The 14,267-nt window shown below is 68.2% G+C and carries 14 protein-coding genes; 10 read left to right on the forward strand and 4 right to left on the reverse strand.

The window, feature by feature from the left end:
* Nucleotides 1–179 precede the first annotated feature (179 nt).
* Nucleotides 180–1,895: a cation:proton antiporter gene (locus CFB52_RS21485; protein ID WP_059574609.1), complete on the forward strand. Its 1,716-nt coding sequence runs from the start codon at nt 180–182 to the stop codon at nt 1,893–1,895.
* A 27-nt stretch (nt 1,896–1,922) separates the two neighbouring features.
* On the opposite strand, the gene CFB52_RS21490 is transcribed toward CFB52_RS21485, so the two are convergent.
* Nucleotides 1,923–3,785, reverse strand: a complete 1,863-nt coding sequence (locus CFB52_RS21490) for a penicillin-binding protein 2 (protein ID WP_099317377.1) — start codon at nt 3,783–3,785, stop codon at nt 1,923–1,925.
* 416 nt (nt 3,786–4,201) lie between these two features.
* Nucleotides 4,202–4,549 carry a DUF3564 family protein gene (locus CFB52_RS21495; protein ID WP_059639369.1) on the reverse strand — a complete coding sequence of 116 codons (348 nt, stop codon included), beginning with the start codon at nt 4,547–4,549 and terminating at the stop codon, nt 4,202–4,204.
* Between the two features lie 647 nt (nt 4,550–5,196).
* Here CFB52_RS21495 and CFB52_RS21500 point away from each other — a divergent pair.
* Nucleotides 5,197–6,408 carry an SDR family oxidoreductase gene (locus CFB52_RS21500; RefSeq protein ID WP_059574603.1) on the forward strand — a complete coding sequence of 404 codons (1,212 nt, stop codon included), beginning with the start codon at nt 5,197–5,199 and terminating at the stop codon, nt 6,406–6,408.
* 55 nt (nt 6,409–6,463) lie between these two features.
* Here CFB52_RS21500 and hpaR read toward each other — a convergent pair whose 3' ends face one another.
* Nucleotides 6,464–6,904 carry a homoprotocatechuate degradation operon regulator HpaR gene (gene hpaR / locus CFB52_RS21505; protein ID WP_059574601.1) on the reverse strand — a complete coding sequence of 147 codons (441 nt, stop codon included), beginning with the start codon at nt 6,902–6,904 and terminating at the stop codon, nt 6,464–6,466.
* A 152-nt stretch (nt 6,905–7,056) separates the two neighbouring features.
* On the opposite strand from hpaR, the gene CFB52_RS21510 reads away from it, so the two are divergent.
* The 7 genes from CFB52_RS21510 to hpaI all read left to right on the forward strand — a co-directional run bounded on the left by CFB52_RS21510 (nt 7,057) and on the right by hpaI (nt 13,042).
* Entirely contained in the window at nt 7,057–7,746 is a 690-nt protein-coding gene (locus tag CFB52_RS21510; RefSeq protein ID WP_099317378.1) for a fumarylacetoacetate hydrolase family protein, read from the forward strand.
* Entirely contained in the window at nt 7,743–8,507 is a 765-nt protein-coding gene (locus CFB52_RS21515) for a fumarylacetoacetate hydrolase family protein (RefSeq protein WP_099317379.1), read from the forward strand. Before CFB52_RS21510 ends, CFB52_RS21515 begins: the two co-directional genes overlap by 4 nt.
* A gap of 26 nt (nt 8,508–8,533) precedes the next feature.
* The gene (hpaE, locus tag CFB52_RS21520; protein ID WP_099317380.1) at nt 8,534–9,997 is read left to right on the forward strand and encodes a 5-carboxymethyl-2-hydroxymuconate semialdehyde dehydrogenase; all 1,464 of its coding nucleotides are present in this window, start codon (nt 8,534–8,536) and stop codon (nt 9,995–9,997) included.
* A 116-nt stretch (nt 9,998–10,113) separates the two neighbouring features.
* Nucleotides 10,114–10,962, forward strand: coding sequence for a 3,4-dihydroxyphenylacetate 2,3-dioxygenase (hpaD, locus tag CFB52_RS21525; protein ID WP_059574594.1), 849 nt, complete (start codon nt 10,114–10,116; stop codon nt 10,960–10,962).
* A gap of 44 nt (nt 10,963–11,006) precedes the next feature.
* The gene (locus tag CFB52_RS21530; RefSeq protein WP_059574592.1) at nt 11,007–11,399 is read left to right on the forward strand and encodes a 5-carboxymethyl-2-hydroxymuconate Delta-isomerase; all 393 of its coding nucleotides are present in this window, start codon (nt 11,007–11,009) and stop codon (nt 11,397–11,399) included.
* Between the two features lie 20 nt (nt 11,400–11,419).
* On the forward strand, nt 11,420–12,223 hold the full coding sequence (gene hpaH, locus CFB52_RS21535) for a 2-oxo-hept-4-ene-1,7-dioate hydratase (RefSeq protein WP_059639374.1): 804 nt from the start codon (nt 11,420–11,422) through the stop codon (nt 12,221–12,223).
* Nucleotides 12,224–12,235: 12 nt separating this feature from the next.
* Nucleotides 12,236–13,042, forward strand: a complete 807-nt coding sequence (hpaI, locus tag CFB52_RS21540; RefSeq protein ID WP_059639375.1) for a 4-hydroxy-2-oxoheptanedioate aldolase — start codon at nt 12,236–12,238, stop codon at nt 13,040–13,042.
* Between the two features lie 75 nt (nt 13,043–13,117).
* On the opposite strand, the gene CFB52_RS21545 is transcribed toward hpaI, so the two are convergent.
* Complete coding sequence (locus CFB52_RS21545; protein WP_099317381.1) at nt 13,118–13,909, reverse strand: helix-turn-helix domain-containing protein; 792 nt, start codon at nt 13,907–13,909, stop codon at nt 13,118–13,120.
* Between the two features lie 95 nt (nt 13,910–14,004).
* Between CFB52_RS21545 and CFB52_RS21550 the strand changes: the two genes are divergently transcribed.
* Nucleotides 14,005–14,256, forward strand: a complete 252-nt coding sequence (locus tag CFB52_RS21550) for a hypothetical protein (protein ID WP_059574583.1) — start codon at nt 14,005–14,007, stop codon at nt 14,254–14,256.
* Nucleotides 14,257–14,267 lie beyond the last annotated feature (11 nt).

Genomic DNA, 14,267 nt, shown 5'->3' on the forward strand with positions numbered 1-14,267 from the left:
CACCCGGTCCGCGTCGATGCGCGACCGGGCCCGCGACGCCTCTGCCCTGGCCGGGGTCGCGCCCCGCCAACCCGCGCCGCCGCGTGAAATTTTCGCGGCCGCGCGCCATTCTTCCGCCTCATCCCGTATCCTTTCACTCTTGAACCTTACTAAATCGTTACAAGAGCTTGGGAGGGGGGATGCCTCATGACGTCAGCCTGATTGCGTTGCTCGCGGCCGGTTTCGGTCTCGCGATGATTTTCGGTTACCTCGCGTCGCTGCTGAAAATGCCGCCGCTCGTCGGCTATCTGCTCGCCGGGATCGTGATCGGCCCCGGCACGCCCGGCTTCGTCGGCGACCTGTCGCTCGCGCAGCAACTCGCCGAAGTCGGCGTGATGCTGTTGATGTTCGGCGTCGGCCTGCATTTCTCGCTCGGCGATCTGCTCGCGGTGCGCAAGATCGCGCTACCGGGCGCCATCGTGCAGATCACCGTCGCGACGCTGCTCGGCGGCGGGCTCGCGCTCACCTGGGGCTGGAGCCTCGGTGCGGCGCTCGTGTTCGGGCTGGCGCTGTCGGTCGCGAGCACCGTCGTGCTGCTGCGCGCGCTCGAGGGGCGCGGGCTCGTCGAGACGGTCAACGGGCGCATCGCGGTCGGCTGGCTGGTCGTCGAGGATCTCGTGATGGTGCTCGTGCTGGTGCTGCTGCCGCCGGTGGCGGGGCTGCTCGGCGGCACGCCGCCCGGCGACGCGCAGGCGGCCGGCGGCAGCGTGTGGGGCACGCTCGGCGTCACGATGCTGAAGGTCGCCGCGTTCATCGCGCTGATGCTGGTGGTCGGCAAGCGCGTGTTCCCGCGCATTCTGTGGCTCGTCGCGCGCACGGGCTCGCGCGAGCTGTTCACGCTGTGCATGATCGCGGCCGCGGTCGGCATCGCGTTCGGCGCCGCGAAGCTGTTCGACGTGTCGTTCGCGCTTGGCGCCTTCTTCGCCGGGATGATGATGCGCGAATCGGAATTCAGCCGGCGCGCGGCCGACGAGACGCTGCCGCTGCGCGATGCGTTCTCGGTGCTGTTCTTCATCTCGGTCGGCATGCTGTTCGACCCGAAGGTGCTGCTCGACGAGCCGCTGCACGTGATCGAGGTCGCGGGCATCGTGCTGATCGGCAAGACGCTCGCGGCCGTCGCGCTCGTGATCGCGTTCCGCTATCCGCTGAACACCGCGCTGACGGTGGGGGCCGGCCTCGCGCAGATCGGCGAATTCTCGTTCATCCTCGCGGGGCTCGGCCGCGCGCTCGGGCTGCTGTCCGCCGAGGGGCAGAGCCTGATTCTCGCGGTCGCGCTGATCTCGATCGCGATGAACACGCTGCTGTTCGCGATGATCGATCCGGCGCTCGCGTGGATCCGCAAGCATTCGGCGTTCGCGCGCAAGCTCGAGGCGCGCGACGATCCGCTCGCCGCGCTGCCGATGTCGACGCCGCAGACGCACCTGACCGGGCAGGTCGTGATCGTCGGCTATGGCAAGGTCGGCACGCGGATCGCGCATGCGCTGGACGAGCGCTCGATTGCGTATGTCGTCGTCGAGCAGAATCGCGAGCTCGTCGAGAAGCTGCGCGCGGACGGCATCGCGGCCGTGTCGGGCGACGCGATCGAGCCGATCGTGCTCGTGCAGGCGCATATCGCCCGCGCCGGGATGCTGGTCGTCACGCTGCCCGACGTATTCGACGTGCGGCAGATCGTCGAGATCTCGCGCACGCTCAACCCGACGCTCGAGGTCGTGCTGTGCACGAACAGCGGCGACGAGGCCGCGCTGCTGTCGAACGAGGGTATCGGCACCGTGTTCATGGGCGAGACCGAACTCGCGCGCGGGATGACCGAGCACGTGCTCGGCCGGATGGCGAAGCCGGTCGCGGCCGCGCATTGACGGCGCGCGGCGGCGCGCCCGGCTTCGTCAGCCCGCGGCGGCCACTTTCGCGGGCGCGGGGCGGGCGGATTGCGCGGCCGTCGTTGCCGGCGCCGCCGCTTTCGGCGCCGCGACCGTCTTCTGCGGCGCGCCGGCCTTCGCCGGCGCATTCTCTTCCGGTTCGACCGGTGCATCGGGCGGCACGCCGAGCAACTGCAGCGCGCCGCTCGTGACCGACGCGAACACCGGGCCGGCCACCGTGCCGCCGTAGTAGCCCTTGCCGCGCGGCTCGTCGATCATCACCGCGACGATCAGGCGCGGGTTGCTCATCGGTGCCATCCCCGCGAACAGCGCACGGTACTTGCCCTTCGCGTAGCTCGCGCCGACCTGCTTGCGCGCGGTACCCGTCTTGCCGCCGATCCGGTAGCCGTCGACGCGCGCGCGGCGCCCCGTGCCGCCTTCACCCACCGCCATCTCGAGCATCGAGCGGATCGCGGCGGCCGTTTGCGGCGACGTCACGCGGTGGCCGCGGTGCGCGTCGATCGTCTGCTGGTCGGTGCCGTTCTTCAGCAGCGACACCGGATGCAGCGTGCCGTCGCCCGCATAGGCGGTGTAGGTCTGCGCGATCTGCAGCAGCGACATCGACAGCCCGTAGCCGTACGCCATCGTCGCCTGTTCGATCGGCCGCCAGCGCTTGTAGCCGCGCAGCCGGCCCGATGCGACGCCGGGGAACGTCAGTTCCGGCGCGCGGCCGATCCCGTATTCCTGGTATTTGTTCCAGATGGTTTCGGCGGGCAGGTTCAGCGCGAGTTTCGCGAGCGCGACGTTGCTCGACTTCTGCAGCGCCTGCGACACCGTCAGCGACCCGTGGTTCGACGTGTCGTGGATCACGGCCGGGCCGATCTTGTACGTGCCCGGCGACGTGTTGATGATCGTGTTCGGCGTGACCTTGCGCTCGTCGATCGACAGCGCGACGACGAGCGGCTTGATCGTCGAGCCCGGTTCGAACGTGTCCACCACCGCGCGGTTGCGCAATTGCTGGCCGGTGAGGCGGGCGCGATCGTTCGGGTCGAAGGTCGGATAGTTCGCGAGCGCGAGAATCTCGCCGTTCTGCGCGTCGAGCACGACGACGCTGCCGGCCACCGCGTTGTTTTCGATCACGGCCGCCTTGAGCTGGCTGAAGGCGAGCTGCTGGATGCGGCGGTCGATCGTCAGTTCGATCGTCGCGCCGTGCTGCGCGGGCACGAGCGGGCGCGTGTCCGACACGATGCGGCCGAGCCGGTCGCGGATCACCTCGCGCTGGCCGGACGTGCCTTGCAGGCGCGCATTCGCCGCCAGCTCGACGCCTTCCTGGCCCTTGTCCTCGACGTTCGTGAAGCCGACCACGTGCGCGGCCGATTCGCCTTCCGGGTAGAAACGCTTCGAATCGGCGATCTGCGTGATGCCGTCGATCGCGAGCTTGTCGAGCCGGCTCGCGGTATCCGCATCGACCTGCCGCTTGAGCAGCACGAACGTCTTGTCGTTGCCGAGACGCCGCTTCACCTCGACGAGCGGCATGTCGAGCAGCTTCGCGATCTGCGGATAATCGGTGTCGGCGACCTGTTTCGGGTTCGCCCAGATTTCATAGGTCGACAGGCTGACCGCGAGCATCGCGCCGTTGCGGTCGACGATGCGCCCGCGCATCGCGTCGAGCTCGATCGTGCGCTGGTAACGCTTCTGGCCCTGGCCGACGTAGAAATCATGGTTCGCGACCTGCACCCAGAAAGCGCGGGCGATCAACGCGGCGAACGCGAGGAACACGACGACCACGATCAGCCGGGAGCGCCACATCGGAAGCCGCGACGCGAGCATCGGATTCTTGGTCGCCGCGGCGTACGGATCGGCGGGGTGGGTCTTTTTTTTCACGCTCATGCAAAGGCCGGGTCGGGCCGCCGGACGGCGGCGGGTCAGTCTGAATAATGCGATTGTAATAAATGAGTAAACAACGTGTGGGGAAAGTATGTTCCGGCCCCGCAAAAAGGCGAATGGTAGGTGATCCCGAGAATGGAGCGAAAAGGGGGCAGGGCGGCGCCGTAACGGAATGCGGCGGCGGCTGCGGCGGGGAAACACGGACGATTCGCCGTGCGCCGAGGCGGGGCACGGGGTGACCGGCATCGATCGATCGCGATTGCCCCGCACGCGATCAATTGCCCGTGTTCCGGTTATTTCTTTAATCTCGAAAATGAAAAGCGCCTCGAGCCGAGGCGCCATTCATGCTGAATATCGAAATGAATATCGTGGATGTCGGAATAAACCCGAAAACCGCAGACGATTCAGGTCAATAATACCTATCGGGCCACGGAAATAAATTCGCGGTATTCCGGCTGGGTCGTGCAGGTATCGACCGCCTGCAGCCGCCACGCGCCTGCGGGATGCTCGCCGGCGAGCACCGCGGGGCCGTGTTCGCGCCGCATCGCGTCGAACGACAGCCCCTTCAATTGACAGACGGCATTGCCGCTGTCGGCCGCGCAGAGCGCCATCGCGCCCTCCACGTCGCGGACCTTGCCCCAGGTCGGAAGGTCGATGCCCTGATGTGCCTCGCGCGACCACAGTCCCTCGTCGGTATCGACCCACAAGACCGCGAAGGAATGCCGGGTTGCCGATTCGCTGCCATTAATCCGAATGGTGAGGCGCATTGGATCCTCTCCTGAAAAGTTGAAACGTTCGACCGATTTGACTTGAACAGTCTAGATAGACTGGTGTGAAACGCAAGTGATAAACCGCAATAAATCCGTATTGAGTCCATTTCGGTTTCAGATGAAAGGACGTCTGACGATGCATGGTCATTCCCGATGCGTCAGCACACACGGGCGATAGCGGCGATCGCGGCGCCCGGCCGGACACGCGCGGCCGTCAAGAGATGGGATGACGGGCGGACACCCGCGTCGATCTGTCGCGCGCCGGCTGCCGTCGAATCGGGCCGCCCGACGCCATCGGGCACCGCCCGAACTCGGCCGCACCGAACGTTTCAGCGTTCCGACGCGGCGGCCGGCACGACACACTCCGACAATCGCGTACAAATCTGCACACTTTCACGAAACTTTCGGGACAGACTTGCACGCGTTCGAGCCCCACACTGGGCACTTCCCGATCCCATGCGCGGACGCCCGTCCGCGCCGGCTGCCGCCGCCTCGTGCCAGCGCGCGATCGACGCGATCGCAGGGCGTCCGCCCGATCGGGAGCCGCCGGGGCGCGCGTCAGCCCCGGCCCGGCCGCTGAGCCGTGCGCCGGCCCGCAACCGCGGGCGCCGCGCCGCCCGGCCGATTCTTCGAAGGAGACTATCGTGCTGATCTGGAAAACCGCGTTGTCGCTCAACTGGCGCACGAGCCTCGTGTCGCCGGCCAGCGCGCCGGTCGCGGCGGCGAACGTCGGCCGGCTCGTGCTGACCGGCGCCACGGGCTTCATCGGCAGTACCGTGCTGACGGCGCTCGTCAATGCAGGGCTGCTCGAACGCGTGGTGTGCGTCGTGCGCGCGCAGGACCGCGGCCATGCGGTCGCGCGGCTGCGTGAAGCCGCGCTGCGCGCGGGGCTCGCGCCGTACTGGGCGTCGCGCCTGACCGAAGCGAACGTGATCGTCGGCGCGCTCGGCGACGTGTGGCACGGCGCCGACGCGCCGCGCCTGGCCGGCGCGACGCACGTGATTCACTGCGCGGGCCACGCATCGCCGGCCGACGGCGCGCACCTGCAGGCCGACATCGCCGATGCGGTGCGCTTCGCCGAACGCTTTGCGCGCGCGCCGCGCCTGCAGCGCTTCGTGTACGTGGGCACGGCCTACGCGCACGCGGGCCGCGGCGGGATCGTGCAGGAAGAGGCGGAACGCGCCGCGGGCAACGATGCCGCGCCGGGCGCTGAAGGCCTGCCGGGTGCGGTGCTCGCGGCCGACTACCTGCACGCGAAGGCGCAAACGGAGCAGCGCCTGCGCGCGCTCGGGCTGCCGCTCGTCGTCGTGCGGCCGTCGCACGTGGTCGGCCACACGGTGCTCGGCACGCGGCCCGCGCCGAATTCGTTCTGGATGTTCCGGCTCGCGCATGCGGCGCGCCGCTTCACCGCGCGGCCGATGACGCGCATCGACATCGTGTCGGTGGACGACGTGGCGCGCGCGACGATGCTGCTGGCCGTCAAGCCGACGCTCGCGCATGACGTCTATCACGTGTCGGCCGGCGACGAGGCGCCGCAGGTCGCGCAGATCGTGCGCGCGATGGACGAGGCGGCGGGAATGACCGGGGCGCCGCGCTACGCGGCATGCGCGCCGGCCGAACTGCCGCTCGTCGTGCGCGACGTGCTCGGGCGCCGCGATCCGGCCCTGGAGCGCGTGATCGGCCGGGCGCTGCAGCGCTGCGGGGAATTCGCGACGGTCGATCGCGTATTCGACAATCGCCGCGTGCGCGATGAAATCGATTTCGAACCGTTGCCGTTCATCGATTACGTCGAGGAGTGCATGCGCACGTCGCGCGGCGTGGCCGTGACCGAACTGATGCGCGGCGCGTTCCACTGATCGTCCGCGCCGCACCGGCGCCCGTTGCCGCAGGCCGCGGAAGCGGGCGCCGCCGTCACGCGTCGCTGCCGAGCTCGATGAGCCGGTCGAGCGCGCGGTAGATGTCCTCGAGGCCGTCCTCGCCGAACCGCGACTCGAGTTGCCGGTATTGCTCGTCGATGCGCGGACCGATTTCCGTCACCAGTTTCCTGCTTTGCGGCGTCAGGCTGACCAGCAGCCGGCGCTGATCCTCCTGCGCGCGCGTGCGCGTGATCAGGCCGTCGCGCTCCATCCGTTCCAGCACGCCGGTCAGGCTCGGGCTCAGGATGCAGCAGCGTTTCGCGATCTGCCCGGCTTCGAGCGCCTGCGCCGGTTCGCCGTCGAGCACGCGGATGATCCGCCATTGCTGTTCGGTCAGCGAGAATTCCTTGAGAATGGGGCGAAACAGACCCATCAGCGTTTCGCGGGCCTCGAGCAGCAGCATGGCCAGGTTGCGATGGTCGAGCGTACGGTTCATCGGGGTGGGCAGAGGACGGGGACGCATCAATCTTAACAGCCGAAGCTGATGAATTTCGCGTATCAGGGTAATCGAGGTTGCCAGCGCACGATTGTTTACTTAAGATATTAACTATTGACGATGCGCCGCGACGCGCGGCAGGGGAACGACGCATGGAGCTTTCTTGCACGAACGCCGCGGCGCCGCCGTTGCCGGTCGCCATCGGTACCGTCTACGGCGCGTTGCTCAACGAGCGCGCGGCGCTCGACGCGCTCGGCGACGCCGTGAACGCGCCGCCTTACGGCCGCCCGCCGCAGGCGCCGATCCTGTACATCAAATCCGCCAACACGCATGCGGCCGACGGCGCCGCCGTCGTCGTGCCGGCCGGCGTCGACGCGCTGGAGATCGGCGCGTCGGTGGCCGTCGTGTTCGCGCGGCGTGCGACGCGCGTGCCGGCCGCGCAGGCGCTCGACTACGTGCACGGCTTCACGCTCGCGAGCGACGTGTCGGTGCCGCATCCCGACTACTACCGCCCGGCCGTGCGCTTCAAGTGCCGCGACGGCTTCTGCCCGCTCGGCCCGGCGATCGTGCCGGCCGCCGCGCTCGCCGATGTCGACGCGATCGGCCTGACGGTGCGGATCGACGGCGCGGTGGCCGCGGCCGCGTCGACCGCGACGTTGATTCGCCCGGTGCGCGCGCTGATCGCCGACGTGACGGCCTTCATGTCGTTCGACGCGGGCGACGTGCTGCTGCTCGGCGTCGCGGGCGGCGCACCGCGTGCCCGCGCGGGCAGCACGATCGAGATCGCCGCGGCCGGCATCGGCACGTTGCGGCATACGCTGATGGCGGAGGAAGCACGATGAAGACGGCGCGCGTGATCTACAACGGCGCACTCCACATGGCTGAACCGGCCGGCGACGGCGCGATCCGCCTCGATACGGGGCGCGTGGTGGCCGAGGACGCGGTGGCATGGCTGCCGCCCGTCGCGCCCCGCACGACGTTCGCGCTCGGGCTGAACTATGCGGACCACGCGAAGGAACTCGCGTTCAACGCACCGAGCGAACCGCTGATTTTCCTGAAGGGGCCGAATACGTTCATCGGCCACCGGTCGCTGACCGTGCGCCCGGCGGACGCCACGCACATGCACTACGAGTGCGAACTGGCCGTCGTGATCGGCCGGCCCGCGCGCCACGTGAGCCGCGCGCAGGCGATCGACTACGTGGCCGGCTATACGGTCGCGAACGACTACGCGATCCGCGACTATCTCGAGAACTACTACCGGCCTAACCTGCGCGTGAAGAACCGCGACACCTGCACGCCGCTCGGGCCGTGGTTCGTCAGCCGCGACGAGATCGGCGACGCGGGCGATCTCACGCTGCGCACGACGGTGAACGGCCGCGAGACGCAGCGCGGCAGCACGCGCGACATGGTGTTCGACGTGCCGGCGCTGATCGAGCACATCAGCAGCTTCATGACGCTCTCGCCGGGCGACCTGATCCTGACCGGCACGCCCGAGGGGCTGGCCGACACGAAGCCGGGCAACGAGGTCGTGACCGAAATCGAAGGGATCGGCCGGCTCGTGAACACGATCGTCGGCGAAGCGGACTACTATCGCGCCGGCTGAAGCCGTCGCCCAAGGAAGGAGAGCACATGACCATCAAGCACTGGATCGGCGGCCGCGAAGTGGAGAGCCGCGACACCTTCACGACGCTGAACCCGGCGACGGGTGAAGTCATCACCGACGTCGCGTCGGGCGGCGAGGCCGAGGTCGACGCGGCCGTGCGCGCGGCGAAGGAAGCGTTCCCGAAATGGGCGAACACGCCGGCGAAGGAGCGCGCGAAGCTGATGCGCAGGCTCGGCGAGCTGATCGAGAAGAACGTGCCGATGCTCGCCGCGCTGGAGACGCAGGACACCGGCCTGCCGATCGCGCAGACGAGCAAGCAGCTGATTCCGCGCGCGTCCGAGAACTTCAACTTCTTCGCCGAGGTGTGCGTGCAGATGAACGGCCGCACTTATCCGGTCGACGACCAGATGCTGAACTACACGCTGTACCAGCCGGTCGGCGTATGCGCGCTGGTGTCGCCGTGGAACGTGCCGTTCATGACGGCCACGTGGAAGACGGCGCCGTGCCTCGCGCTCGGCAACACGGCCGTGCTGAAGATGTCGGAGCTGTCGCCGCTGACGGCCGACCAGCTCGGCCGGCTCGCGCTCGAAGCCGGCATCCCGCCGGGCGTGCTGAACGTCGTGCAGGGTTACGGCGCGACGGCCGGCGACGCGCTCGTGCGCCATCCGGACGTGCGCGCGGTGTCGTTTACCGGCGGTACCGTCACCGGCAAGCGGATCATGGAGCGCGCGGGCCTCAAGAAGTATTCGATGGAGCTTGGCGGCAAGTCGCCGGTGCTGATCTTCGACGACGCCGATTTCGACCGCGCGCTCGACGCGTCGCTGTTCACGATCTTCTCGATCAACGGCGAACGCTGCACCGCCGGCTCGCGGATCTTCGTGCAGCGAACGATCTACGACCGCTTCGTGCAGGAATTCGCGCGCCGCGCGAACAACCTGGTGGTCGGCGACCCGACCGATCCGGGCACCAACCTCGGCGCGATGATCACGCGCCAGCACTGGGAAAAGGTGACGGGCTACATCCGCATCGGCGAGCAGGAAGGCGCGCGCGTGGTCGCGGGCGGCGCCGACAAGCCGGCCGGGTTGCCCGACCGTCTGCGCAACGGCAACTTCGTGCGGCCGACCGTATTCGCCGACGTCGACAACCGGATGCGCATCGCGCAGGAGGAGATCTTCGGGCCGGTCGCGTGCATCATCCCGTTCGAGGACGAAGACGAAGGGCTGCGGCTCGCGAACGACACGTCGTACGGCCTCGCGTCGTACATCTGGACGCAGGACGTCGGCAAGGTGCATCGGCTCGCGCGCGGCATCGAGGCCGGGATGGTGTTCGTGAACAGCCAGAACGTGCGCGACCTGCGCCAGCCGTTCGGCGGCGTGAAGGAATCGGGCACCGGGCGCGAGGGCGGCGAGTACAGTTTCGAGGTGTTCGCGGAGATCAAGAACGTGTGCATTTCGATGGGTTCGCATCACATTCCGCGCTGGGGCGTGTGACGGAAGCGGGTGGTGTCGCCGCAAGAACGAACGATTCCTTGGCCGGCACGCCGGCCAAGCATGGGGCCGGAGTAACCGCTAAAGCGCTAAGCCCGGCCGACTGGGAGACTTGAACGATGGGCAAACTGTCCCTCGCCGCGAAGATCACGCACGTGCCGTCGATGTACCTGTCGGAACTGCCCGGCAAGCATCACGGCTGCCGTGATGCGGCGATCCGCGGCCACCGGCTGATCGGTGAGCGCTGCCGTGCGCTCGGCGTCGACACGATCGTCGTGTCGGACGTGCACTGGCTCGTCAACGCGGGCTATCACGTGAACTGCAATGCAAGCTTCGCGGGCACCTATACGAGCAACGAGTTGCCGCATTTCATCCGCGACATGCAGTACGCGTACCCGGGCAACCCGGCGCTCGGCCGGCTGATCGCCGAAACGGCCACCGAGCGCGGCATCGCGACGCGCGCGCACGAGATCGACAGCCTCGAGCTCGAGTACGGCACGCTCGTGCCGATGCGCTACATGAACGGCGACCAGCACTTCAAGGTCGTGTCGATCGCCGGCTGGTGCATGTGGCATCAACTCGACGAGAGCCGGCGCTTCGGCGAGGCGCTGCTCGAAGCGATCGAGAAGAGCGATTCGAACGTCGCGTTCCTCGCGAGCGGTTCGCTGTCGCACCGCTTCAACGACAACGGCAGCCCCGAGGAATCGATCCACCAGATCAGCCGCGAATTCTTCCGGCAGGTCGACCTGCGCGTGGTCGAACTGTGGAAGCAGGGCGATTTCAGGACGTTTTGCGCGATGCTGCCCGAGTACAACGTGCATTGCCATGGCGAAGGCGGCATGCACGACACCGCGATGCTGCTCGGGCTGCTCGGCTGGGATCGCTACGACAAGCCCGTCGAGATCGTCACCGACTATTTCGCGAGCTCGGGCACCGGGCAGATCAACGCGATCTTCCCGCTGCCCTGAGCATTGCCGCGCACCACGACTTCGAATCCGACCGGAGACTTGCCATGCCACACATCGTCGTCGAATACACCGCGAACATCCGCGACGACGCACGCATTCCCGCGCTGCTGCGCACGATCAACGCGACGCTGATCGCGCAGGGCGGCGTGTTCCCGACCGGCGGCATTCGTTCGCGCGCGATCGAGCTGCACGACTACTGCATCGCCGACGGCGCGGAGGACGACGCGTTCGTCCACGTGACACTGAAGATCGGCGCGGGCCGCAGCGACGAAACGAAGCAAGCCGCATGCGACGCGCTGTTCGACGCGATCAAGGCCCATTTCGCCGAGCTGTACGCGAAGCGTTATCTCGCCCTGTCGATGGAATTGATCGAGTTCAGCGAAAGCGGCTCGTACAAGCACAACAACATTCACGCCCGCTACAAGCGGGCCGGCTGAACCCCATTTTCGATCCGACCATGCTCGAACCCGCCATCATCGACCAGCTCGCGCACCGTCTGCACGACGCCGAGCGCGCGCGCACGCAGATCCGCCAGATCTCGCTCGACCATCCCGACATCACGATCGACGACGCGTATGCGATCCAGCGCGCGTGGGTGACGCTCAAGCTCGCGGAAGGCCGCACGCTGAAGGGGCACAAGATCGGCCTCACGTCGAAGGCGATGCAGAACACGTCGCAGATCGACGAGCCCGACTACGGCGCGCTGCTCGACGACATGTTCTTCGAGGACGGCGGCACGATACCGACCGGCCGCTTCATCGTGCCGCGTGTGGAAGTCGAACTCGCGTTCGTGCTCGGCAAGCGGCTCACCGGCCCGAACTGCACGATCTTCGACGTGTACGACGCGGTCGATTACGTCGTGCCGGCGCTCGAGATCATCGACGCGCGCAGCCAGTCGATCGACCCCGATACGAAGCGGCCGCGCAAGGTGTTCGACACGATCGCCGACAACGCGGCGAACGCGGGCGTCGTGATCGGCGGCCGGCCGGTGCGCCCGCGGGACGTCGATTTGCGCTGGGTCGCGGCGATCATGTCGCGCAACGGCGTGGTCGAGGAAACCGGTGTCGCGGCCGGCGTGCTGAACCATCCGGCGAATGGCGTCGCGTGGCTCGCGAACCGGCTGTCGCGTTTCGACGTCGCGCTGGAGCCCGGGCAGATCGTGCTCGGCGGATCGTTTACGCGGCCCTGCGCGGCGCGTTCGGGCGATACGTTCAGCGTCGACTACGGCCCGCTCGGGACGATCCAGTGCTACTTCGAGTGAGGTGAGCGGACGATGCGGATTCCGTCGAATGTCTTCAAGGCCGCGCTCGCGCGCGGCGACGCGCAGATCGGCCTGTGGCTCGGCCTCGCGAATCCCTACAGCGCGGAAGTGGTCGCCGGCGCCGGTTTCGACTGGCTGCTGATCGACGGCGAGCATGCACCGAACACGGTGCCGACGATCCTCGCGCAACTGCAGGCGATCGCGCCGTATCCGTCGCATCCGGTCGTGCGCGTGCCGTGGAACGATCCGGTGATCGTCAAGCAGGTGCTCGATCTCGGCGCGCAAACGCTGCTCGTGCCGATGGTGCAGAGCGCGGACGAGGCGCGTGCGGCGGTGGCCGCGACCCGTTATCCGCCGCACGGAATCCGCGGCGTCGGCAGCGCGCTCGCGCGCGCATCGCGGTGGAATCGCGTCGGCGAGTACCTGCATCGCGCGAACGACGAGATGGCCGTGCTCGTGCAGGTCGAGACGCGGGCCGGGCTCGACGCGATCGATGCGATTGCGCGGGTCGACGGTGTCGATGGCGTGTTCATTGGCCCGGCCGATCTGGCCGCCGATCTCGGGCATCTCGGCAATCCAGGCCACCCCGATGTGCAGGCCGCGATCGACGGCGCGATCCGCGCGATCAAGGCGGCCGGCAAGGCGCCGGGCATCCTGAGCGCGGATGAAGCGGCCGCGCGGCGCTATCTGGAAGCGGGCGCGTTGTTCGTCGCGGTCGGTGTCGATACGACGCTGCTGGCGAGGAGCGCGGAGCGGCTTGCGGCGCAGTTCAAGAAGGGCGGCGACGCCGCCGCGAAGAAGGGCGACGGCACGTATTGACGCGGCGGCGGGCGGTTGTTGTCTGCCGCCCGCCGGATTTTCGCCGTGCGGCTGCATGCGCGCGCATCGCCGCCGCTATCCCTGCGCCTGGCTTCCCCCCGCCAAATATCTCCCCGGCGTCGTCCCCAGCGCGCGCCGGAACATGTCGATGAACGCGCTCACGTTGTCGTATCCGAGATCGAGCGCGATCGTCGTCACCGGCACGCCGTCGGCGATGCGCTCCAGCGCCCGCAACAGCCTCGCCTGCTGACGCCATTGCGCGAACGTCAGCCCGGTTTCGGCGACGAAGCGGCGGCTCATCGTCCGTGCGCCGATGCCGGCCCATTCGGCCCATTCCTCCAGCCGCCGGTCGTTCGCGAGATCCGCGGCCAGCGCATCGGTGATCTTCACGAGCCGCGGGTCCCGCGGTCGCACCAGCCCCAGCGCCTCGGCTTCCGATGCCGCGATTTCATCGAGGATCACGTCGGCGATCCGGGCCTGTGCGGCATCCAATTCGGAATCGCCCCAGCTCGCCGCGCGCTGCACGGCCTCGCGCAGCAGCGGCGTCGTGCGGATCGCACGCGGCGTGGCCGGCAGCGCCGCGCAGCGCGCTTCGGCGACGAACGCCGACCAGCCGGAAATCGGCCCGAACGAGCGCAGCGAATGCCGGCAGTGCGGCGGAATCCAGATCGCGTGGATCGCGGGCACGACCCACTCCTGATCGTCGAGGCCGATCGTCACGAGCCCGCTCAGCGCGCCGACGAGCTGGCCGCGCGCATGCGAATGCGGCGCGGTGATACGGGGGGCGCGTTGCGACAGGGCGGCGGCGACCACGAACGGGCCGTCGTCGGACGTGACGAAGCGGGCGGGCAGAAGCGGATCGGACATGGCCGGATATCGGTATCGAATGGCCGTTATACCGGAGAACGGCCGGATTTGCACGCCTACACTGCGTCCATCGATGACAACCGGAGTACGACGCGATGCGAGCCGAACAAATGCTTCCCGACCATGCCAACCAGATCGATGCCGGCGGAACGACGATCCGCAAGGGCACGGTTGGCGCTTTTCTGGTCAATGCCCGTGTGTTGACCGATCCGAATGCCGCGCCGGCGGACAGGGCGCGCGCGGAGGCCGATGCGATCGATGCGCTGCCGGCGCTGCGCGCGCTCGGCCTGTTCGACGTGCTGGAAGTGCGCGATCCCGCGCTGCGCGCGTGGCTCGATGCCCGGTAAAGATCCACCGT

The organism is Burkholderia sp. AU18528 (assembly GCF_002223215.2).
Classification (GTDB): Bacteria; Pseudomonadota; Gammaproteobacteria; order Burkholderiales; family Burkholderiaceae; genus Burkholderia; species Burkholderia semiarida.

Excerpts from the sequence above, each read along its gene's own strand:
- CFB52_RS21485 (WP_059574609.1), top strand. The coding sequence starts at position 180 with ATGCCTCATGACGTCAGCCTGATTGCGTTGCTCGCGGCCGGTTTCGGT.
- CFB52_RS21490 (WP_099317377.1), bottom strand. The coding sequence starts at position 3,785 with ATGAGCGTGAAAAAAAAGACCCACCCCGCCGATCCGTACGCCGCGGCG.
- CFB52_RS21495 (WP_059639369.1), bottom strand. The coding sequence starts at position 4,549 with ATGCGCCTCACCATTCGGATTAATGGCAGCGAATCGGCAACCCGGCAT.
- hpaR (WP_059574601.1), bottom strand. The coding sequence starts at position 6,904 with ATGAACCGTACGCTCGACCATCGCAACCTGGCCATGCTGCTGCTCGAG.
- CFB52_RS21510 (WP_099317378.1), top strand. The coding sequence starts at position 7,057 with ATGGAGCTTTCTTGCACGAACGCCGCGGCGCCGCCGTTGCCGGTCGCC.
- CFB52_RS21515 (WP_099317379.1), top strand. The coding sequence starts at position 7,743 with ATGAAGACGGCGCGCGTGATCTACAACGGCGCACTCCACATGGCTGAA.
- hpaE (WP_099317380.1), top strand. The coding sequence starts at position 8,534 with ATGACCATCAAGCACTGGATCGGCGGCCGCGAAGTGGAGAGCCGCGAC.
- hpaD (WP_059574594.1), top strand. The coding sequence starts at position 10,114 with ATGGGCAAACTGTCCCTCGCCGCGAAGATCACGCACGTGCCGTCGATG.
- CFB52_RS21530 (WP_059574592.1), top strand. The coding sequence starts at position 11,007 with ATGCCACACATCGTCGTCGAATACACCGCGAACATCCGCGACGACGCA.
- hpaH (WP_059639374.1), top strand. The coding sequence starts at position 11,420 with ATGCTCGAACCCGCCATCATCGACCAGCTCGCGCACCGTCTGCACGAC.
- hpaI (WP_059639375.1), top strand. The coding sequence starts at position 12,236 with ATGCGGATTCCGTCGAATGTCTTCAAGGCCGCGCTCGCGCGCGGCGAC.
- CFB52_RS21545 (WP_099317381.1), bottom strand. The coding sequence starts at position 13,909 with ATGTCCGATCCGCTTCTGCCCGCCCGCTTCGTCACGTCCGACGACGGC.
- CFB52_RS21550 (WP_059574583.1), top strand. The coding sequence starts at position 14,005 with ATGCGAGCCGAACAAATGCTTCCCGACCATGCCAACCAGATCGATGCC.